A 20814-nucleotide genomic window follows, 5' to 3' on the forward strand; every position below is an offset into this window, starting at 1 on the left:
CATCCGGATCATCGCCGGCGCCGCCGCGGGCGGCGCGCAGCTGGTCGTCAAGCCCGGGATCAGCTCCGCGGCGCAGCTCAAGGGCAAGACCCTGGCCTCCCCGCAGCTGGGCGGCACCCAGGACGTGGCGCTGCGGGCCTGGCTGGGCAAGCAGGGCTACAAGACCTCCACCGACGGCAGCGGGGATGTGAACATCAACCCCACCGAGAACGCCCAGACCCTGAAGCTGTTCCAGGACAGCAAGATCGACGGCGCCTGGGTGCCCGAGCCCTGGGCCTCCCGCCTGGTGCTGCAGGCCGGCGGGAAGGTCCTGGTCGATGAGAAGGACCTCTGGGACAAGGGCGAGTTCGTCACCACCGTGCTGATCGTGAACAAGAAGTTCGCCGACGAACACCCCGAGACCGTCAAGGCCCTGCTCAAGGGCCACGTGGCCTCGGTCGAGTGGCTGACCACGGCCCCGGCGGCGGAGAAGGCCTCGGTGATCAACGCCGCCCTGAAGGACAGCGCCGGCAAGCCGCTGGCCGCGGACGTGATCGCCCGGTCCCTGAAGAACATCACCTTCACCACCGACCCGCTGGCCGGGACCTTCCAGAAACTCCTGCAGGACGGCATCGACGCCGGCACCACCAAACAGGCCGACATCACCGGCATCTTCGACCTCCGCACCCTGAACGAGATCACCGGCGCGAAGACCTCCGCCGCCGGCCTCGGCCAGGACTGAACCACCCCAACTAACTGGCAGTTGTTGTCGTCGTGAGGCCTCAAAACGACAACAACTGCGAGCTAGTTGGGCGCACATTCAACAACCAAGCAACGCAAAGGACGGGATCATGCCAGTCGTACTGGAACATCTGGGTAAACGCTTCGGCGACGGCGCCCCGGTGCTGGACGACGTCAACGCCACCATCGCGAAGGGCGAGTTCGTCGCCCTCCTCGGTGCCTCGGGCTGCGGCAAGTCCACCCTGCTGAACATCCTCGCGGGACTGGAACATCCGACGTCGGGCGCGCTGGAAGTGCCGGCCGACGGCGCCGCCTTCATGTTCCAGGACTCTGCGCTGTTCCCGTGGCTGACCGCCCGCGGCAACATCGAACTCGCCCTGCAGCTTGCCGACAGGAACTCCGGCAAGCGCAGCAGCAGGGCCGAACGCAGCGCCCGCGCCACCGAGCTGCTCGAACTGGTGCACCTCGGCGGGGCGGGGGAGAAGCGCCCGCACGAGCTGTCCGGCGGCATGCGCCAGCGCGTGGCCCTGGCCCGTTCCCTTGCACAGGACCGGCAACTGCTCCTCATGGACGAACCGTTCGCCGCGCTGGATGCCATTACCCGCGATCTGCTGCACGATGAGCTGGAACGGATCTGGAAGGAAACCGGCCGGACCATCGTGTTCGTGACCCACAACGTGCGCGAAGCGGTCCGCCTGGGCCAGCGCGTGCTCCTGCTGTCCTCCCGTCCCGGCCGCGTGGTGGCCGAATGGGACGTCACCGAGGAACACCGCACGGACGCCGGCCAGGCAGGGGAACTGACCGCGACCATTACCCGCCGCCTGCGCGAGGAGATCCGCCGCCATGCCAACTGAACAGGATGTCCGCCCCGTGACCGAACCCAGCGAGCACATCACCTCGCCCGTCCTCAAGGGCAACCCGGAGGACCTGCGCGACCTCGAAGCCGGCCTGGACAAACTCCAGTCGGATACCCAGGCCAAGGCCGGGATCGACTGGAGCCGCGTGCTGCTGCCGATCGCCGCGCTGGTGGTGCTGATCCTCGTCTGGCAGTTCTATGTGTCGCTCGGCCTCAAACGCCGTGACCTGGTACCCGGCCCCCTCGATGTGCTGGGCCAGATGGGTGTGCTGTGGTCCGAGGGCAAGGTCCAGGAATCGGTATGGACATCGCTGCAGCGCGGCCTCTTCGGCTTCCTGATCAGCGTTGTCATCGCCACCCCGGTGGGCCTGCTGCTGGCCCAGGCCGCGCCATTGCGCCGTGCCTTCGGACCGCTGATTTCGGGCCTGCAGGTGCTGCCGTCTGTCGCCTGGGTTCCGGCCGCCATCATCTGGTTCGGCCTCACCGATGCCACCGTGTACTTCGTGGTGTTCATGGGCGCCATTCCGTCCATCATCAACGGGCTCATCTCCGGCGTGGACCAGATCCCGCCGCAGTACCGCAGCGTGGGCAAGGTCCTCGGCGCCAACCGGCTCCAGATGGCGCTGCAGATCGTCCTTCCCGCTGCCCTTCCCGGCTACCTCGGCGGCCTCAAGCAGGGCTGGGCCTTCTCCTGGCGCTCCCTCATGGCCGCCGAAATCATCGCCACCGGCGGCAGCATCGGCTTCGGCCTGGGCTCCCTGCTCGACCAGGGCCGCCTGCTTTCGGACATGGCCACTGTGATGTCCGCGATCCTGCTGATCCTCGCCGTGGGCATCCTGATCGAACTGCTCGTGTTCGGCCCGATCGAGAAGCGGCTCCTGCAGCGCCGCGGCCTGCTGGCCGGCGGCACCCGCTGAGCACCCCTGCGTAACGCAATTCAGGGCCCGACGGCGACCTTCCGCCGTCGGGCCCTTGCGTTTCCCGGCGCTGGGGTGCCTGCCACAACGGCGCCGAACCGGGGCACTTCGACACGCCACGCCGGCCGGTTTGGCCGGCTCCGCCCGTACTGGCCGGCAAAGTGCCCCACGACGGCGGCCGCGCCTTCCACGATCCGCCTCGCCGACCCGCAGGAATTCCCCGGCCCGTCCGGGTGTTGACGCGCACATGACACCACATCCCCAGCGCATCGGCTTCCTTTCTTTCGGGCATTGGGGCCGTGCCCAGGGATCCCGGGTCCAGACCGCGCGGGATGCGTTGCTGCAGGGCATCGAACTCGCGGTGGCGGCCGAGGAGATCGGCATCGACGGTGCGTTCTTCCGCGTCCACCACTTCGCCCGCCAGCAGGCCGCGCCCTTCCCCCTGCTCTCCGCCATCGCTGCCCGGACCAGCCGGATCGAAATGGGCACCGGCGTCATCGACATGCGCTACGAAAACCCCTTGTACATGGCCGAAGAGGCCGCGGCCACGGACCTGATCAGCGGCGGCAGGCTGCAGCTGGGCATCAGCCGCGGCTCACCCGAACCGGCCCTCAACGGCGCCGCGGCCTTCGGCTATGTCCCTGCCGACGGCGAAGACCCGGCAGCCATGGCCCGGCGCCACACCGAGCTGTTCCGGCACGCGATCGCCGGCCGCGGAGTCGCTCCCGCCGACCCCGCCTACGCCGGCGGCGGCACCGGACTACTCCCCGTCCAGCCCACCTCGCCCGGACTCCCCGAGCGCATCTGGTGGGGCGCCGGAACCCGGAAGACCGCCGTCTGGGCGGCCGAGCAGGGCATGAACCTCATGAGTTCCACCCTGCTGACAGAGGACACCGGTGTGCCCTTCGACCAGCTGCAGGCCGAACAGATCCAGCTCTTCCGGGAGGCCTGGGCCGCCGCCGGGCATGGTTTCGAGCCGCGGGTTTCGGTCAGCCGCAGCGTCCTGCCGGTGGTCGACGACGAAGACCGCCACTACTTCGGTCTCCGCGCCCAGGTTGACGGACGCGACCAGGTGGGCATGCTGGACGGCGCCCTCTCCCGTTTCGGCAGGAGCTACATCGGCGAACCCGACGCGCTGGCCGAGGAACTCGCCAAGGATGCCGCCGTGCAGGCAGCCGACACCCTCATGCTGACGGTCCCCAACCAGCTCGGCGTCGACTACAACGCCAAGCTCCTGGCCAATATCGCCGAGCACATCGCCCCGGCGCTGGGCTGGAAGGTGAACGCCTGAAGAAGGGGCGGCCGGGCAAGTAACAATGTGACGCAGGATTACTTAGCGTTAACCGGTGTTTCCGGAGCTTTGAAGCATGTTACGGCCCCGCCCTACAGTCTTTTCATGGCAATACAGGACATCTATCCCACGGCACTGCGCCTTCTCGGCCGCCCCGTGCTGGTGGTGGGCGGCGGCCCCGTTGCCGCGCGCCGCGCCAAGGGACTGCTCGACGCCGGGGCAGAGGTCACCGTCGTCGCCCCCGTTGCCTCTCCCGCGCTCCGCGAACTCGCCGACGCCGGCCTGCTCGCCTGGGAAGCGCGCGACTACCGCTCCTCCGACGTCGACGGCGTCTGGTTCGTGCAGACCGCCACCGGCGTTGCCGCCGTGGACGCCCGGGTTGCCGCCGACGCCGAAGCGCAGCGCATCTGGTGCGTCAACGCCTCCGACCACGAAGCCTCCGCCGCCTGGACCCCCGCCGTCGCCGTCGTCGACGACGTGAAGATCGCCGTCAACGCCGGGGGAGACCCGCGCCGCGCGATGGCCCTGCGCGACGCCGTCGCCACCGCCCTGGAAACGGGTGACCTGCCGCTGCGCCGCAAGCGCGCGCACCAGGGTTCCGTCGCCCTCGTGGGTGGCGGTCCCGGCGACACCGGGCTCATCACGGTCCGCGGCCGCCGTCTCCTGGCCCAGGCCGACGTCGTCGTGTCAGACCGCCTCGGTCCGCGTGACCTGCTCGGCGAACTGGCTCCCGAGGTCCGCATCATCGAGGTCGGCAAGACCCCCGGCCACCACCCCGTCCCGCAACTGGAGATCAACCGCATCCTCGTGGACGAAGCCCTCGCAGGCCACCGCGTGGTCCGGCTCAAGGGCGGCGACCCTTATGTGCTGGGCCGCGGCGGCGAGGAAGCAGAGTTCTGCCGGCAGCACGGCGTCGAGGTCGAAGTGGTTCCCGGCGTCACCTCCGCCATCTCCGTCCCTGCTGCCGCCGGCATCCCGGTGACCCACCGCGGGCTCGCCAAGGGCTTCAGCGTGGTCACCGGCCACGAGGAGCTCACCGAAGTCCCCGCCCGCCCGGACCACACTGTGATCCTGCTCATGGGCGTGGCCAAACTCCGCGAATCCACGGCAGCCCTCGCCGCCTCCGGAATGCCCCTGGACACGCCGGTAGGTATCGTAGAGAACGGCTACATGCCCGAACAGCGCGTCACCATCGGCACCCTGGCAAGCATTGCGGACCAGGCGGAAGCCAGCGGTGTGGCCAACCCCGCAGTGGTGGTGATCGGCGACGTCGTGCGCGTGAGCCCCTTCGCCCCCGCACACTTCAAGACCGCCAACTACAGCACTTTGACTCCGAACAAACCCCGGGCAGCAGCCCTCTAGCCCCGCGCCAAACACAGCCCCGCGCCGAAGATAAGGAACACAGCCGTGTCATCAAGCACCACCGTAGGATCCGTCGAGCGCCCGCTGCGCGTTGCCGTCATCGGCTCCGGCCCGGCCGGCGTCTACGCCGCGGACATCCTCACCAAGAGCGAAGCCGTCAAGAGCGGCGAGCTGAACGTCAGCATCGACCTCTTCGACCGCTATCCCGCCCCCTACGGCCTGATCCGCTACGGCGTGGCCCCGGACCACCCCCGCATCAAGGGCATCGTGAACGCCCTGCACAAGGTGCTGGACCGCGGCGACATCCGCTTCTTCGGCAACGTGGACTACGGCACGGACCTGTCCATCGAGGACCTCCGCAAGCACTACGACGCTGTCATCTTCGCCACCGGTGCCATCAAGGACGCGGACCTGAACATCCCGGGCATCGAACTGGACGGCTCCTACGGCGGCGCCGACTTCGTTTCCTGGTACGACGGCCACCCGGACGTCTCCCGCGAATGGCCGCTGGAGGCCAAGGAGATCGCCGTCCTCGGCAACGGCAACGTGGCCCTGGACGTGGCCCGTGTCCTCTCCAAGCACGCCGACGACCTCCTGGTCACCGAAATCCCGGACAACGTCTACGCCGGCCTGAAGAACTCCCCGGTCACCGACGTGCACGTGTTCGGCCGCCGCGGCCCCGCCCAGGTGAAGTTCACCCCGCTGGAACTGCGCGAACTGTCCCACTCCAAGGACGTGGACATCATCCTCTACGCCGAGGACTTCGAGTTCGACGAGGCCTCCGATGAAGCCATCCAGACGAACAACCAGGTCAAGACCATGGTGGGCACGCTCACCAACTGGATCGCCGAGCAGCCCGAGGACCTCTCCGAGCTGAAGGCCTCCCGCCGCCTGCACCTGCACTTCCTGCACAGCCCGGTGGAGATCGTGGACTCCGCCGAAACCCCCGGCAAGGTGGCCGGCATCAAGTTCGAGCGCACCGAACTGGACGGCACCGGAAACGCCCGCGGCACCGGCGAGTTCATCGACTACCCGGTCCAGGCCGTCTACCGCGCCATCGGCTACTTCGGTTCGGCCCTGCCGGACGTCGAGTTCGACCACACGAAGGGTGTCATCACCAACGACGGCGGCCGCGTCCTGGACGCATCCGGCGAGCACGTCCCCGGCCTGTACGCCACCGGCTGGATCAAGCGCGGCCCGGTCGGCCTGATCGGCCACACCAAGGGTGACGCCCTCGAGACCGTCACCTACCTGCTCGAAGACCGCGAAAACCTGCCCTTCGCCGCCGCTCCCGAGGCGGACGCCGTCGTCGAACTCCTCGACGCCCGCGGCGTGAAGTTCACCAGCTGGGAAGGCTGGCTGGCCCTGGACGCCCACGAGCTCGCGCTCGGCGCGGCGGCCTCCGAGGCCGGCACCTCGCACGGCGTGGAGGTCCAGCGCGAACGCATCAAGGTTGTTGCCCGCGACGAGATGATCGACATCTCCCGGGACGGCGTCGCCGCCAACGTCTAGCAGCCGTTTCACGCAGGGCGGGGTCACTCGATGGAGTGGCCCCGCGTTGTTTTAACCGGCGTGCCTTAAGCTGAAGCATGGACGTCGTCGTCATCGAAACGACCCAGCTGGGGGACCGCAGCTACCTCGTGCATGACGGCACGGTGGGCCTGGTAATCGACCCCCAGCGGGACACGGACCGCGTCGAGGCGGCCGCCCGCGACGCCGGGGTGGCCATCACCCACGTTGCCGAAACCCACATCCACAACGATTACCTGACGGGCGGCCTGGTCCTTGCCCAAAAGCATGGCGCCCGGTACCTGGTGAACGCCGCGGACGCCGTCGAGTTCGACCGCGAGCCGGTCCGGGACGGGCAGCTGTTCCGGGTGGGCAGCCTCTCCGTGAAGGTCCTTGCGACCCCGGGCCACACCCACACGCACCTCGCCTATGTGGTCCAGGACGCGGACGGGCCCGACGCCGGACGCCGGGCCGTGTTCTCCGGCGGCAGCCTGCTCTACGGTTCGGTGGGCCGGACGGACCTGGTGGCGGCGTCGGACACCGCGCCGCTCGCGCATGCGCAGTACGCCTCGGTGCGCCGGCTCGCCGAGGATGCGGGCCCGGAGGCGGAGCTTTACCCCACCCACGGCTTCGGCTCGTTCTGCTCGAGCGGACCGCCGTCCCGGGCGCGGGCGTCCACGGTGGGGGAGCAGCTGGCCTCCAACCACGCCCTGACCGATCCGGACGAGGAGCATTTCGTGGCCGGCCTGCTGGCCGCCGTGGCGGCCTACCCCTCCTACTACGCGCACATGCGCCCGCTCAACGAGGCCGGGCCCGGGCCCGCCCCCACAGCGGTCCCGGAGAACGTGGATCCCGGGGAACTGCGGAACAGGCTCGAGGCCGGGGAATGGGTGGTGGACCTGCGCAACCGGGTGGCGTTTGCGGCCAGCCACCTGCGCGGCAGCGCCAGCTTCGAATACGGCAGCGGATCCAGCTTCACCAGCTACCTGGGCTGGGTGCTGCCGTGGGGGCAGCCGCTGACCCTGGCCGGTTCCCGGGAAGACGTGGAGCAGGCCATCCGCGATCTGGCCCGGATCGGCATCGACTCCCCGGACGTGGCAGTGGGCGATGACCCGGGCGCCTTGGCCCCGGACGTTCCGCTGACCGGCTACCCGCGCACGGACTGGCGGGGCTTCACCAGGGACCGGGTGGAAGAGGACACGCTGCTTGATGTCCGCCGCGCCGAGGAATTCGCGGCATCGCATGTGGCCGGGGCCGTGAACCTGCCCCTGCATGAACTCCTTGCCGGCCTGGCCGGGCTGCCGGAGCGCCGGACCTGGGTCTACTGCACCTCGGGGTACCGGGCCGGCGTCGCGGCGAGCCTGCTGCACAGGGCAGGGCGCGAGGTGGTACTTATCGATGCCCGGTTCCGCGACGCCCCGGGAACCGTCAGCGGCTGACCGGCGCTTAGCCCCTGAGCCATTCGGCGCAGGAGTCCAGGTTCCGGTTGACGCTTTCGACGGCGGCCGCGGCGTCCCGTGCCTCGAGCGCGTCGACGAGTTCCTCATGGCCCGCCGAAGGGACTCCGTTGAAGCCGGCCCGCTGGCGCTGGATGAGGAGGTCCGCGTGCATGGCGCCGCTGAAACTGGCGTAGAGCTCGTGCAGCAGCGGATTGCCGGACGCCTTGGCCACCAGGTCGTGGAACGCCCAGTCGGCCTTGGCCCAGGTGTCGTGGTCCCCGGCAGCCCAGGCCTCCCGCCAGGTGCGCAGCAGCCCGCGCATCGCCTCGATGTCCGCGGCCGCGGCGTTACCCGCGGCCAGGCGTGCGGCCTGGGTGTCCAGCGCCAGCCGGACCTCGAGGACATGCTGCGGGGTGTGGTCCTGGTACATGCGCCGGGCCGCCCCGGACATCTCGCTCGTGGCGCGGACATAGGTGCCGTCCCCGCGGCGGACCTCCAGCATGCCGCTGTGCGCCAGCGCCTTGATTGCTTCACGCAGGGTGCCGCGGGAGACCGAGAGCTGCGCCATGAGTTCCGGTTCGGCGGGAATCCGCTCTTCCAGGGGCCATTCGCCGGATTGGATCATGCCGCGGAGGCGGGCCGTGACTTCGTCGGCGAGGACGGGGCGGTGTACAGGTGTCAGGCTCATGCGACGCTCTTCCGGCCGGCCTGCGGCAGTACGCCGTTGGCCGTCATGAAATGGCAGGAAACCATCAGGGCCAGGGCGGCCACGACCAGCAGGCCGAGGGGCAGCGTCCAGCCGCCGCTCGCGCTGTGTAGGAGGCCGACGCCGAACGGACCGGCCGCCGCGATCAGGTAGCCCAGCGATTGGGCCACCGTGGAGAGGGCGGTGGTTTCCGCCGTCGAACGCCCGCTGCGGCTGATCACCATCAGCACCAGAGGGAAGATGCCCAGGCCGAAGCCGGTCAGTACTGCCGGGACGGCGGCCCAGGTCACCGGCAGCAGCAGCATGGCCACGATGCCGGTCAGGGTGGTGGTGCTGGCCAGGTAGAAGGCGGGGCGCAGCATGCCCGGCCGGGAGCCGAAGGCCAGCAGCGCCATGCCGGCGAACACCGAAACGATCTGCATCAGCCCGAACTGCAGGCCGCTTTCGGTGGCCCCCAGCCCGCGGTTGGTCAGCAGGTAAGCGAACCAGCTCATCACCCCGTAGGCCAGGAAGCCCTGGAAAGTGAAGACGGCGGTGATTAGCAGGCCGTGGCGGGTGCGCAGCATGGGCCACATGGACACGCGTCCGGTGTCCTTGTGGGCGGCCTTCCGATGGGTGTGCACCACGATGGGCAGGAAGCCGAGGAGGGCGGCGACGCCCAGGATCCCCCACGCGGCGAGGCCCAGCGAGGGCGAGCCGAGCTGCTGAGCCATCGGAACGCTGACCGAGGCCGCGATGGTGGCGCCGCCGGACATCGTGAAGGTGTAGAGACCGGTCATCACCGGGGTCTTCGCGGCATAGTGCTCGCGGATGAAGACGGGCATGGCGACGTTGCAGACGGCGAGCCCGCACATGGCCAGCACGGTCCCGGCGAGCAGGACACCCGTGGTGGGGATACCGCGGACCAGCAGGCCCGCGGCCAGCAGGGTGAGGGAGACCAGGATGGCCTTCTCGACGCCGGTCTTCCGCACCAGCATTGGCGTGGCCAGTCCGGCGAACGCGAAGCACAGCAGTGGGATGGTGGGCAGTACGGAGGCGACTACGGGGCCGTAGCCCAGGACCACTTGGAGTTCGTGGAAGAGCGCGGCGGCGCTGGTAATCCCGGCGCGCAGGTTCAGGCCGATCAGGGCGACCGCCGCGACGCCGGCGACGACCACGAGCTTGCGTTTGGGCAGGACGGAAGCAGACACGGTCTGGGAAGGTATCGAGGTCGCCATGGCTTAAAGGTTAGACGTTTGACGTTTTCGATGCCGACTTTTGTGGGGAATGTCTCCGGTGCCGCCTGCGGGACGCGCTTAGCGCGGCTGGCGGGCGCCGAGCCGCTGCACCGCGAGGGCCAGCCAGAGCTGCACCCGGTCCGCGGTCTGCGCGGGGTCGTAGCCGCTGAGCTCGGTGATCTGGGCCAGCCGGTACCGCACGGTGTTGCGGTGCAGGGTAAGGGCCTCGGCCACCGCGGCCACCGATCCGTTGTTGTTCAGGTAGCTCTCCAGGGTCGCTACGAGTTCGGAGCCGTGGGCGGCGTCGAACTTCTGCAGGGGCGTGAGGGCTTCGGCGGCCATGTCCGCCAGGGGAACGTCTTCGCTGGCCAGCAGCAGGGAGGTCAGGCTGAGCCGCTCGGGCTCGTTGACGGGCAGGCCGTGCGCCACGGCGTCGCGTGCTTCGAAGTAGCTCCAGCGCACTCCGTTGGGCTTCGTGTACGCGCCGCCGATCCCGATCAGCGCGTGGATCCCGGCCTCCAGCAGGTGCTCGCTCAGGTCCCTGGCCAGCGCGCTCGCAGAGGAACCGTCGTCGGGCACCACCGTCACGAGGTCCCTCCCGACCACGGCGCTCACCGCCCCGTCGAGGGACTGCGGCAGTGAGGTGCTGACCAGCTGCTTGTGGTGGGCGCTCGAGACCGCCAGCAGGACCACGTTCTTGCGGGTGCTGTTGATCCCGACGCCGGCCAGGCGGCGCGCCGCTTCGATGGTGTCCAGGGTGCCGTGGATGACGTCGTCCAGCACCTGGCCGGCCAGGGCGCGCTGGCTCTGGCGCTGCTTGACCATGTTGTTCAGCTCGACGCTGATGAGGTTCTGGGCATAGCTGACGATTCCTGTGTCGCCGAAGGGGTGGCGCAGCCACAGCGTGCAGGCGTCGCGGCGGCCGGTGGGAATGGGGTAGGAGGACCAGTTTTCGGTGGTCGGGGCGGGGGATCCCGGGATGCTGTTGTAGAGCTGGGCGCTGAACTGGGTGAGCGCGACGTCGGTGCGCAGCATGCTGCCCAGCTGCTTGAGGAGTTCGCCGAGACCGCCGCCGGTGAGCAGCGCCCGGGCGAGGATCTGGTGGCCAGCGATGAGCCGTTCCAGCTTCGAGTAGTGGTCCGCGGACTGCGAATCGGCCACCAGCTTGCCGATGGCGATGAACGGCGTTTCGTAGGGCACCTCCACCAGGGGCAGGCCCCAGCGGTTGGCCTCGGCGATCAGGGCCGGCGGGACGGATTCGTGGCTGAGGCCGGTTCCGAAGCCGATGCCGACGGCGCCGGCCCGCTGCACCTGGCGCACGAAGCGGCGCTGCTCCGGGGCGCCGTTGAGCCGCAGGCCGGTGGTGAGGATGAGTTCGCCGCCGTTGAGGAAACGCTGCGGATCCTCCAACTCGGTCACTGCCACCCACCGGATGTCCGAGTTCCAAGTGGTATCCGCGAGCCCCGCCTTCCGGAGGTTCAGGGACGGCACGGCGAGAAGCGCGGAGAGGGACATTGCCATGCAAAGAGGATAGCCCGGCGCTGGTCATTCGCACTAAGAGCGTCTGCGTCAGGTGTGCAGCTGGCTATTCCGTGGTGCGGACCACTGGCATAGGCTCGGATGTGCTGTAAACAACACCTAGACACCGAAAGAGGGTTGTACACCGTGGTCCAAACCTTGCAGAACTTCATCAACGGGGAGTTCGTCACGCCCGCAGGCACCGAGCTGCTGGACGTCGTGAACCCGACGAACGGCGAAGTGGTCGCAAAGTCGCCCATTTCGGTGTCCGCGGATGTCGACGCGGCCATGAATGCAGCCAAGGAAGCATTCACTACCTGGAAGCAGGTGACCCCGGGCCAGCGCCAGCTGCTGCTCCTCAAGCTTGCCGACGCCGTCGAAGCCAACAGCGACGAGCTCGTCGAGGCCCAGCACCGCAACACCGGCCAGGTCCGTTCCCTGATCGCGTCCGAGGAAGTCGCCGCGGGCGCGGACCAGCTGCGCTTCTTCGCCGGCGCCGCCCGCCTGCTCGAAGGTAAGTCCGCCGGCGAGTACTTCGAGGGCCACACCTCCTACGTGCGCCGCGAGCCGATCGGCGTCGTGGCCCAGGTGGCCCCGTGGAACTACCCCTTCCTGATGGCCATCTGGAAGCTTGGCCCGGCCCTGGCCGCGGGCAACACCGTGGTCCTCAAGCCTTCGGACACCACCCCGGAGTCCACCCTGGTCCTGGCCCGCCTGATCGGTGAGATCTTCCCGGCCGGTGTGGTCAACGTGGTCCTGGGCAACGCCGCCACCGGCAGCCTGATGACCGAGCACAAGGTACCCGGCCTGGTGTCCATCACCGGTTCCGTGCGTGCCGGCATCGCCGTTGCCGCGAGCGCGGCGAAGGGCCTCAAGCGCGCACACCTGGAGCTCGGCGGCAAGGCACCGGCCATCGTCTTCAAGGACGCGGACATCAAGAAGAGCGCCGCGGCGATCGCCGAGTTCGCGTTCTTCAACGCCGGACAGGACTGCACGGCCATCACCCGCGTGCTGATCGAGGACTCGGTCCACGACGAGGTGGTCGCGGCCATGGTCGAACACACCAAGACGCTGCAGACCGGTTCGCAGAACGACGAAGACAACTACTTCGGCCCGCTGAACAACGTGAACCACTTCAATGCCGTCAGCTCCGTGGTGGAGCACCTGCCGGCGCACTGCAGGATCGAAACCGGCGGCCACCGCGCGGGCGAGAAGGGCTTCTTCTTCGAGCCCACCATCATCACCGGCGCCCACCAGGACGATGACATCGTCCAGAAGGAAACCTTCGGCCCTGTTATCACGGTCCAGAAGTTCACCACCGAGGCCGAGGCCGTCGAACTGGCCAACGACGTCGAATACGCCCTGGCTTCCAGCGTCTGGACCACCGACCACGGCACCGCCATGCGCGTCAGCCGCGACCTGGACTTCGGCGCAGTATGGATCAACACCCACATCCTGCTGACCGCTGAAATGCCGCACGGCGGCTTCAAGCAGTCCGGCTACGGCAAGGACCTCTCCATGTACGGCGTCGAGGACTACACGCGCATCAAGCACGTCATGTCCTCCCTCGACGCCTGAAAACCCGAGTCTTTTCGAGATTCAGCAAAGAAAGAAACACCAATGACTGCAACCGCACCTGAGCTCACTTACCGCCTTGAGCAGAAGCGCAACATCACCGGCGCCTTCCCGGGCCCGAAGTCCCAGGAACTGGCCGCCCGCCGCTCCGCCGTCGTCGCCGCCGGCGTCGCTTCCGGCGTCCCGGTCTACGTTGAGGACGCCGACGGCGGCATCATCCGCGACGTCGACGGCAACTCCTTCATCGACCTCGGCTCCGGCATCGCCGTGACCAGCGTCGGCGCCTCCGACCCCGCCGTCGTCGCCGCCGTCCAGGAAGCCACCGCGCACTTCACCCACACCTGCTTCATGGTGACCCCCTACGAGGGTTACGTCGCCGTGGCCGAGCAGCTGAACCGGCTCACCCCGGGCGACCACGCCAAGCGCACCGTGCTGTTCAACTCCGGCGCCGAAGCCGTGGAAAACGCCGTCAAGGTGGCCCGCCTGGCCACCGGCCGTGACGCCGTCGTCGCTTTCGACCACGCCTACCACGGCCGCACCAACCTGACCATGGCGCTCACCGCCAAGGCCATGCCGTACAAGACCAACTTCGGCCCGTTCGCGCCCGAGGTCTACCGCATGCCGATGAGCTACCCGTTCCGCGAGGAAAACCCGGAGATCACCGGCGCCGAGGCCGCCAAGCGCGCCATCCTCGCCATCGAGAAGCAGATCGGCGGCGACCAGGTTGCCGCGATCATCATCGAACCGATCCAGGGCGAGGGCGGCTTCATCGTCCCGGCCGAAGGCTTCCTCCCGGCCCTGGCCGCCTGGGCCAAGGAAAAGGGCATCGTCTTCATCGCCGACGAGGTCCAGTCCGGCTTCTGCCGCACCGGTGAATGGTTCGCCGTCAACCACGAGGGCGTCGTCCCGGACATCATCACCATGGCCAAGGGCATCGCCGGCGGCATGCCGCTGTCCGCCATCACCGGCCGCGCAGACCTGCTCGACGCCGTCCACCCGGGCGGCCTCGGCGGCACCTACGGCGGCAACCCGGTTGCCTGTGCCGCAGCCTTGGCTGCGATCGGCACCATGGAGCAGTACGACCTCAACGCCCGTGCCCGCCACATCGAAGAACTCGCCCTCGGCAAGCTCAACGAACTGGCCTCCGAGGTGTCCGTGGTGGGCGACGTCCGCGGCCGCGGCGCGATGCTGGCCATCGAGCTCGTGCAGCCCGGCTCCAAGGAACCGAACCCGGAACTGACCAAGGCCGTTGCCGCCGCCTGCCTCGCCGAGGGCGTCATCATCCTCACCTGCGGCACCTACGGAAACGTCATCCGCCTGCTGCCGGCGCTGGTCATCAGCGACGACGTGCTGCTGGACGGCCTCGACGTCCTGGCCAAGGCCATCAAGGCCCACGCCTAGCCAATAGTCCTCCAGACGGACAAAGACGTCTGGCCTCGCAAAAGAGCGGACACAGCGATCCTGTGTCCGCTCTTTGCGTTAAGCCCTAGCGGGAGAGAACCACCCGCTTCGAGTGGCCGTGCCCGTCGAGCGCGAACTCCAGGGCCAGCGGCGCCGTGCCGAGCAGCGTGACCCCCGGATCGGCGTCGACGACGGCGGAGGCGGCCACGCCGTCCAGCGTCACCCGGGCGAGCGGCTGGGTGCGGCTGGGGTCCGAGAGCGCAACCGTCACCTTTCCGGCCTCCTCGCGGATCGCGAGGGAGCAGGGGCCGCTGCTGGTGACGCCGTGGACGGGCTGCCCGGGCGCGGTGGCGGCGAAGAAGTTCGCCAGAAGCAGGTCCTGGCTTTGGTCCCGGATCATCTGGGCGCCGGCGTTGTTGGCCAGGACCGTGATGGTGGGGTTGTCGGATTCGGTGAAGGTCACGGACTGGACGGCGCCGGGGAGGGCGATGTAGGCGTAGCCGCCGCCCTGCGGGTCCGTGCCGTGGTGGTGGGTGAGGGTGACGTAGTCGCGGGTCCTCGGCTGGTCGCTGCCGCCCGTATCCGAACCGGAATTGATGGTCTTCCAGTCGCCCGTCCGCCGGATGACCTGCACGTCGATGTCCCCGCTGACGTTCTCCCCGGGAAGGAAGACGTAGCCGCCGTGCCCGGGAATGTGGACGTTGCGCCTGACCTTGACGGCGGCGCTGCCCGCCCCGAGGACACGGGTCCGGCTGTCCGTGCGGAGGTCCGGCACGGTGCCGGGCGCGAAGGAGCGGTTGTCCACGGTGGTGAAGACCTCGTAACCGGACGCCGAGGCGATCCCGGCGCCAAGGCACACCACCTTGTTGTCCAGGAAGAACCAGGACTTCCGGGCGCTCAGTGTCCTGTTGAAGTTCAGGTGGTCCATGCCCTGGATGCCCCAGCGCCCGTCCAGGTCCAGGCCGCCGGCGAAGGCCTGGAAGGCCCGGGGGATGCCCGTGCCGTTCGCCGCGCCGTTGACCCGGGGCTCCGCGGTCACGGTGGTGCCGGGCAGGCGGTACGGGTCCACGGTGGGCCAGAAGTCGGCACTGTATTGGTCCGGGGCGGCCGGGATGTAGTAGAAGGTCAGCCCGTCGCCCTGGTACCAGCCCAGGTTGTTTTCGAAGTTGCCCCATTCGTAGCGGCCGATCCGCTTCGAGGAGATGTTCACCACCGCGCTGAAGCCGGGGCGGTGGTGAACGAGCCGGTCCTGGTCCCCGAAGGCCTTCGTGAAGACGGGCGCGGGAGCGGCGGTGACCGTTGGATCCGCCAGGGCTGACGTCACCAGCAGCGACTTGGCGATGCTCTGGCCGGGCAGGCCGTACAAGGTGAGGCTGGCGCGCTGCAGCCAGCCCTTGACGAGCGCGAGGTAGCGGCCGCGGTACGGCTCGCCGGCGCCCGGTGCCAGCAGGAGGATGGCGGTCAGGGCGGCGGCGCCGTCCACGTAGTCGGGGTTTTTCTGCCGGGACACGGCACGTCCGCGCACGGCATCCATCATCCGGCCGTTCCAGATGAACGGGGCATACGCGGATTCCACGGCATCCAGGACCACGGACTTCTTCGGGTCCGTGACATCCCAGCCGCTGCCGCCGAGCAGGCCCAGGATCTCCGCGATGCCGCCGAGGGTCACCACACCGTAGGTGCCCACGTAGGGGAGGTACGTGTGCTGCACGAAGGAGCCGTCCGTGTAGAACCCGTCACCGCTGCTGACGTAGCCGAACACGCTGTTCCTGCCGCCGCCCACCGTGTCGCTCAGGGCATCGCGGGCCAGGGCGACCTCGTCGGGCCGTCCGTCCAGGATGCCGCGCAGGGCACAGGAGAGAGCCTTGTCGGTGCGGTTGGCCCCGGTTTCGGCGAAGCCCGTGCCCCGGCCGCGCCAGTTGGGATCCGGGGTGAAGTAGCGGGCGGCGGCCATCAGCGCGGTGCGGAGTTCCGCGGGAACCACGTCGTGCAGGAGGACCAGGATGTCGGCGGCTTTGCGCGGCACCCCGATTTCCCAGAACCACCAGTTGCCCGTGGCCGGCATGCCGGCTTTGTAGGCGGTGGTGCTCAGGTAGGACAGGGCGGACACCAGGTCCCCGGCAAGCGCGGCATTGCCATGCTGTGCCGAGCCTGCCGTGCCGTAGGCCAGTGCAAGCTCGTAGAGACGGTTGAAGCTCACGCCCATGTTGCCCGTGGCCGCTGCGGCGCTCCCGATGCCGGTGAGGGGGAGGTCGGCCCACAGGCCCGAGGTGCCGCTGGGCGTGATCATGGACTGCCAGGTGGCCGCGGCGCTCCCGCTCATGGCCTTCAGCGCCTCCGCGAGCTCCGGGACGGAGGCGGCGCTGCCGTCACCGGCGAGCATGAGCCGGCGCCGGGCGATGAGCCCGGCCAAGGGGTCTTCGCCGGCGGCTGCGGGCGCGGTGCCGGCGAACACCGCCGCGGCTCCCATGAGGGTGAGCAGGGTGCGCCGATTGAGGTTGGATCGGGACCGGTCGAATAGGGACTGCTTGAATCGAGACAAGAGCGTGCCTCCGCGGTGGGGGAAAGGGTGATCGGGGTCACGCTATGTCCGGAATCTGTGCACCTCAATGCAAATGAACAAAAGTGCTCAGAACCTCTCTTCCCCGGCGCCGAGCCTGGGCGGCGATACTGGGCAGCCGGCGGCGGAAACCGTAGAGTTCACACTACGGAATTGCCGTTGCCGAGCTACCCAAAGAGGGGTAAATACATGCGATACGTCGTTGGTTATTCGTCCAATGAGCGCGGCGCGGACGCCGTTGCCCTTGCCTCCTCGCTCGCGCGGGCCCAGGACGCCTCCTTGGACATCGTCCACGTGGTGGATCCGCACGTACCCTATGCCGGGCCCCGTCCCGATGAGACCCCCGCGACCGAGGCCGAAAAGCTTGTGCTCGCCGCCGCGAGGGAGAGCCTGGCGCTTGTGCCCGACGGCGTCGAGGCCGCCTTCCGCGCCCTTCCCGCCGAATCTTTCGCCGCCGGCCTGATCGAGGCGGCGGGGGACGACGCCGGGCTGATCGTGGTGGGCGCCGCCAGCAACGGACTGTTCAAACGCTTCACTGTCGGCAGCGTGGCCAACGCCCTCCTGCACGCCTCGCCGGTGCCCGTCGCCTTGGCCCCGCGCGGCTTCAACCGCATCGAGCCGGTCACCCGGTTCACCTTGGCGACGGGTCAGCGGGCCGGAGCCGACGCCGCCATCGGGACAGCCATCGGCGCGGCCAACAGGCGCGGCGTGCCGCTGCGGTTGGTGTCCCTGGTGACCCTCGACGCCGGCCCGGACGAGGGCGGCGAGGCCACCAACGCCGCCCACCGCCACGCCAACACGGTCCTCAGCGATGCCGCGGCCCGCCTGCCGCATGGACACGACGTGAGCGTCGCCGTCGCGCACGGGCGCACCATCGAAGAGGCCATTGACAGCCTGGAGTGGCAGGAGGGCGAGGTGCTGATCATCGGTTCGTCCCGCCTGGGCGAGCGGAACAAGCTGTTCATCGGCAGCACCGCGAACAAGATCCTGCGCGCCCTGCCGGTTCCGATGGTGGTGGTTCCGCGCGATTACGAGCGCGTGGACTCGATGCCCATCTAGGCGGTATGTGCCGGCGTGGCCCGGGCCTGCCTGCGGAAGGCGGCGTTCCTGCGCGCGGTGCGGAACATGTCCACCGTGAGCAGCGCCAGGGCGAACCACACGATGCCGAAGCCGATCCAGCGCGCCGTGGTCATGGCTTCGTGCATCACCGTGAGGGCCACGATGAACTGGAGCAGCGGGGCGAAGTACTGCAGCATGCCGATGGTCGTTAGCGGCAGCCGGCTGGCCGAGGCGCCGAAGAACACCAGGGGTACGGCGGTGATCAGGCCGGAAGAGAGCAGCAGCCAGAAGTGTCCGGCCCCGTGGTTGCCCAGCGTGGCGCTTCCGCCCAGGCCCAGGAGAAGCATCGTGGCGCCGGCGAAGGGGGCCAGCACCACGGTTTCCACCGTGAGGCTGGTGACGGCGTTCAAGCGCGGGCCCACCCGCTTCTTCACGAAGCCGTACAGCCCGAAACTGAACGCCAGGGCCAGGGCGATCCACGGCAGTTTGCCGTAGGAGACGGTCAGGACGGCGACGGCGGCGAAGCCGATCCCGACGGCGGCCCACTGCAAGGGGCGGAGGGTTTCCTTCAGGACGAAGACGCCCAGGAGCACGGAGACCAGCGGGTTGATGAAATAGCCCAGGGAAGCCTCGACGGCCTGATTCGTGGTGATCCCGTAGGTGTAGGTCAGCCAGTTCACGGCGATGAGCAGCGCTGCCACCACCAGGGGCAGGAAGATGGTGCGGTCCCTGAACGCGGTGGCCAACTGTCCCCAGTTGCGGGTAACGGCGATGAGGACGGCGCAGAACAGCAGCGACCAGACCACGCGGTTGGCCACGATTTCCACCGCCCCGGCGGGCTGCAGCAGCAGGAAGTACAGCGGCAGCAGTCCCCACAGCCCGTAGGCGCCGATCCCGTACAGGATGCCCGACGTCGTCTCGCTACGCGCGGCCTTCGCCGTTCCGGCCGTCTTCACGGCCGGGAGACCCGCGGCGGCAGCCTCGGAGGCCGGGATCTGGGCGGGCAGGGAGACCGGAGCGTGTTCGGGCGTAGGCACAGAACCAATAACATCACGTCCCGGCGGGGTATTCCTGAACGGCCGGTCGGAAGGCTGTCCGGGACCCGGGACATTGGAACCGCCGGGCCCGTGTCACGTGGCTTCGCGTACGGGCGTCCGCGCGGCCGGTGGGGAATAGACTGGGGCCCTGCACGCCATTGCGGCAGGGGTTTCGTCTGACGGAGGGTCCATGGTGTCCAACTCGGAAAACAGCTCCACTCGTCCACTGCGCGTTGCCATCATCGGCGCGGGCCCGGCCGGTGTGTACGCCGCGGACATCCTGAGTAAATCCAGCGAGGTCAAGGACGGCAACCTCGAAGTCAGCATCGACCTTTTCGAGGCGTACCCCGCCCCTTACGGTCTGATCCGCTATGGCGTGGCCCCGGACCATCCCCGCATCAAGGGCATCGTGAACGCCCTGCACAAGGTGCTGGACCGCGGCGACATCCGCTTTTTCGGCAACGTCACCTACGGCCGCGACCTCACCCTGCACGACTTCCGCTCCTTCTACGACGCCGTGATTTTCTCCACCGGTGCCATCAAGGACGCGGACCTGGACATCCCTGGCATCGGGCTCGAGGGTTCGTTCGGCGGTGCCGATTTCGTCTCCTGGTATGACGGCCACCCGGACGTGCCGCGTGAGTGGCCGCTGGATGCCAGGGAAATCGCGGTCATCGGCAACGGCAACGTGGCCCTGGACGTGGCCCGCATGCTGTCCAAGCACGCGGACGACCTTCTGGTCACCGAGATCCCGGACAACGTCTACCAGGGCCTGAAGAACTCCCCGGTGACGGACGTGCACGTCTTCGGCCGCCGCGGCCCGGCCCAGGTGAAGTTCACTCCGCTCGAGCTGCGCGAACTGTCCCACTGCAACGATGTGGACATCGTCCTGTACCCGGAGGATTTCGAGTTCGACGAAGCCTCGGATGACGCGATCCGCAGCAACAACCAGATCAAGACCATGGTCAACACCCTCACCAACTGGCTGGTGGAGGAACACGCTGAATCCGAACAGCCGTCTTCCCGCCGGTTGCACCTGCACTTCCTGCACAGCCCGGTGGAGATCGTTTCGGAGAACGGCTCGGGGAAGGTCTCCGGCATCAAGTTCGAGCGGATGCAGTTGGACGGCACAGGCAACGTCAAGGGAACCGGTGAGTTCACCGACTACCCGGTGCAGGCGGTGTACCGCGCCATCGGCTACCACGGTTCGGCGCTGGATGAGCTGGAGTACGATGCCCGCCGCGGCGTCATCCCGAACGACGGCGGACGGGTCCTGGGCGCCGACGGCAAACCGGTGCCGGGCGTCTACACCACCGGCTGGATCAAGCGCGGCCCGGTCGGCCTGATCGGGCACACCAAGGGCGACGCGCTGGAGACCATCGGGTTCCTGCTCGAGGACCGCCTCACTCTGCCCCCCGCGGAAACCCCGGACCCCCGGGCCATCGTGGATCTCCTGGAGGAACGCGGCATCGAGTACACCACGTGGGAGGGCTGGAACCGGCTGGACGCCCACGAGGCCGCGCTCGGCGCCGAATGGACGGCGGACAACCCCGACCGCGGGATCGAACGGGAACGCGTGAAGGTGGTCCCACGGGAGGACATGATCCGCATTTCCCGCGGCTGAGCCAACCGGGAGCGGAGGCGTAG

At 68.7% G+C, this 20814-nt stretch carries 16 protein-coding genes; 11 read left to right on the forward strand and 5 right to left on the reverse strand.

The window, feature by feature from the left end; genetic code table 11:
• The 7 genes from BLP88_RS17765 to BLP88_RS17795 all read left to right on the forward strand — a co-directional run.
• A partial coding sequence (locus tag BLP88_RS17765; protein ID WP_175453595.1) for an ABC transporter substrate-binding protein occupies positions 1–721 on the forward strand: 721 nt, incomplete at its 5' end.
• Between the two features lie 109 nt (positions 722–830).
• Entirely contained in the window at positions 831–1574 is a 744-nt protein-coding gene (locus BLP88_RS17770; RefSeq protein ID WP_074591422.1) for an ABC transporter ATP-binding protein, read from the forward strand.
• On the forward strand, positions 1564–2493 hold the full coding sequence (locus tag BLP88_RS17775; protein ID WP_074591423.1) for an ABC transporter permease: 930 nt from the start codon (positions 1564–1566) through the stop codon (positions 2491–2493). Before BLP88_RS17770 ends, BLP88_RS17775 begins: the two co-directional genes overlap by 11 nt.
• 247 nt (positions 2494–2740) lie before the next feature.
• A complete protein-coding gene (locus BLP88_RS17780) occupies positions 2741–3784 on the forward strand; it encodes an LLM class flavin-dependent oxidoreductase (RefSeq protein ID WP_074591425.1) in 1044 nt (347 codons plus the stop codon).
• Between the two features lie 105 nt (positions 3785–3889).
• Positions 3890–5146, forward strand: a complete 1257-nt coding sequence (cobA, locus tag BLP88_RS17785) for a uroporphyrinogen-III C-methyltransferase (protein WP_074591427.1) — start codon at positions 3890–3892, stop codon at positions 5144–5146.
• Positions 5147–5191: 45 nt separating this feature from the next.
• On the forward strand, positions 5192–6658 hold the full coding sequence (locus tag BLP88_RS17790; protein WP_074591429.1) for an FAD-dependent oxidoreductase: 1467 nt from the start codon (positions 5192–5194) through the stop codon (positions 6656–6658).
• A 77-nt stretch (positions 6659–6735) separates the two neighbouring features.
• A complete protein-coding gene (locus BLP88_RS17795; protein ID WP_074591431.1) occupies positions 6736–8094 on the forward strand; it encodes an MBL fold metallo-hydrolase in 1359 nt (452 codons plus the stop codon).
• 7 nt (positions 8095–8101) lie between these two features.
• Here BLP88_RS17795 and BLP88_RS17800 read toward each other — a convergent pair whose 3' ends face one another.
• The 3 genes from BLP88_RS17800 to BLP88_RS17810 form a co-directional block, all read right to left on the reverse strand.
• The gene (locus BLP88_RS17800) at positions 8102–8782 is read right to left on the reverse strand and encodes a FadR/GntR family transcriptional regulator (RefSeq protein ID WP_074591433.1); all 681 of its coding nucleotides are present in this window, start codon (positions 8780–8782) and stop codon (positions 8102–8104) included.
• The gene (locus BLP88_RS17805) at positions 8779–10017 is read right to left on the reverse strand and encodes an MFS transporter (RefSeq protein WP_074591435.1); all 1239 of its coding nucleotides are present in this window, start codon (positions 10015–10017) and stop codon (positions 8779–8781) included. The genes BLP88_RS17800 and BLP88_RS17805 overlap by 4 nt, the downstream gene beginning before the upstream one ends.
• Before the next feature lie 78 nt (positions 10018–10095).
• Positions 10096–11538: a PucR family transcriptional regulator gene (locus BLP88_RS17810; protein WP_074591437.1), complete on the reverse strand. Its 1443-nt coding sequence runs from the start codon at positions 11536–11538 to the stop codon at positions 10096–10098.
• Between the two features lie 144 nt (positions 11539–11682).
• On the opposite strand from BLP88_RS17810, the gene BLP88_RS17815 reads away from it, so the two are divergent.
• Positions 11683–13113, forward strand: coding sequence for a gamma-aminobutyraldehyde dehydrogenase (locus BLP88_RS17815; RefSeq protein ID WP_074591471.1), 1431 nt, complete (start codon positions 11683–11685; stop codon positions 13111–13113).
• Positions 13114–13155: 42 nt separating this feature from the next.
• Positions 13156–14511, forward strand: a complete 1356-nt coding sequence (gene gabT / locus BLP88_RS17820) for a 4-aminobutyrate--2-oxoglutarate transaminase (protein WP_074591439.1) — start codon at positions 13156–13158, stop codon at positions 14509–14511.
• An 85-nt stretch (positions 14512–14596) separates the two neighbouring features.
• Here the strand turns inward: gabT and BLP88_RS17825 are convergent, their stop codons facing one another.
• Complete coding sequence (locus BLP88_RS17825; protein ID WP_245679915.1) at positions 14597–17053, reverse strand: polysaccharide lyase 8 family protein; 2457 nt, start codon at positions 17051–17053, stop codon at positions 14597–14599.
• Positions 17054–17260: 207 nt separating this feature from the next.
• On the opposite strand from BLP88_RS17825, the gene BLP88_RS17830 reads away from it, so the two are divergent.
• A complete protein-coding gene (locus tag BLP88_RS17830) occupies positions 17261–18130 on the forward strand; it encodes a universal stress protein (protein ID WP_074591442.1) in 870 nt (289 codons plus the stop codon).
• Here the strand turns inward: BLP88_RS17830 and rarD are convergent.
• Positions 18127–19167 (reverse strand): EamA family transporter RarD, encoded by a 1041-nt coding sequence (rarD, locus tag BLP88_RS17835; RefSeq protein ID WP_084111349.1) that lies wholly within the window; start codon positions 19165–19167, stop codon positions 18127–18129. The two genes, BLP88_RS17830 and rarD, sit on opposite strands and share 4 nt — an antisense overlap.
• Before the next feature lie 190 nt (positions 19168–19357).
• On the opposite strand from rarD, the gene BLP88_RS17840 reads away from it, so the two are divergent.
• Positions 19358–20791, forward strand: coding sequence for an FAD-dependent oxidoreductase (locus BLP88_RS17840; protein ID WP_074591446.1), 1434 nt, complete (start codon positions 19358–19360; stop codon positions 20789–20791).
• The last annotated feature ends 23 nt before the right edge of the window (positions 20792–20814 follow it).

The organism is Arthrobacter cupressi, from assembly GCF_900099975.1.
Classification (GTDB): Bacteria; Actinomycetota; Actinomycetes; order Actinomycetales; family Micrococcaceae; genus Arthrobacter; species Arthrobacter cupressi.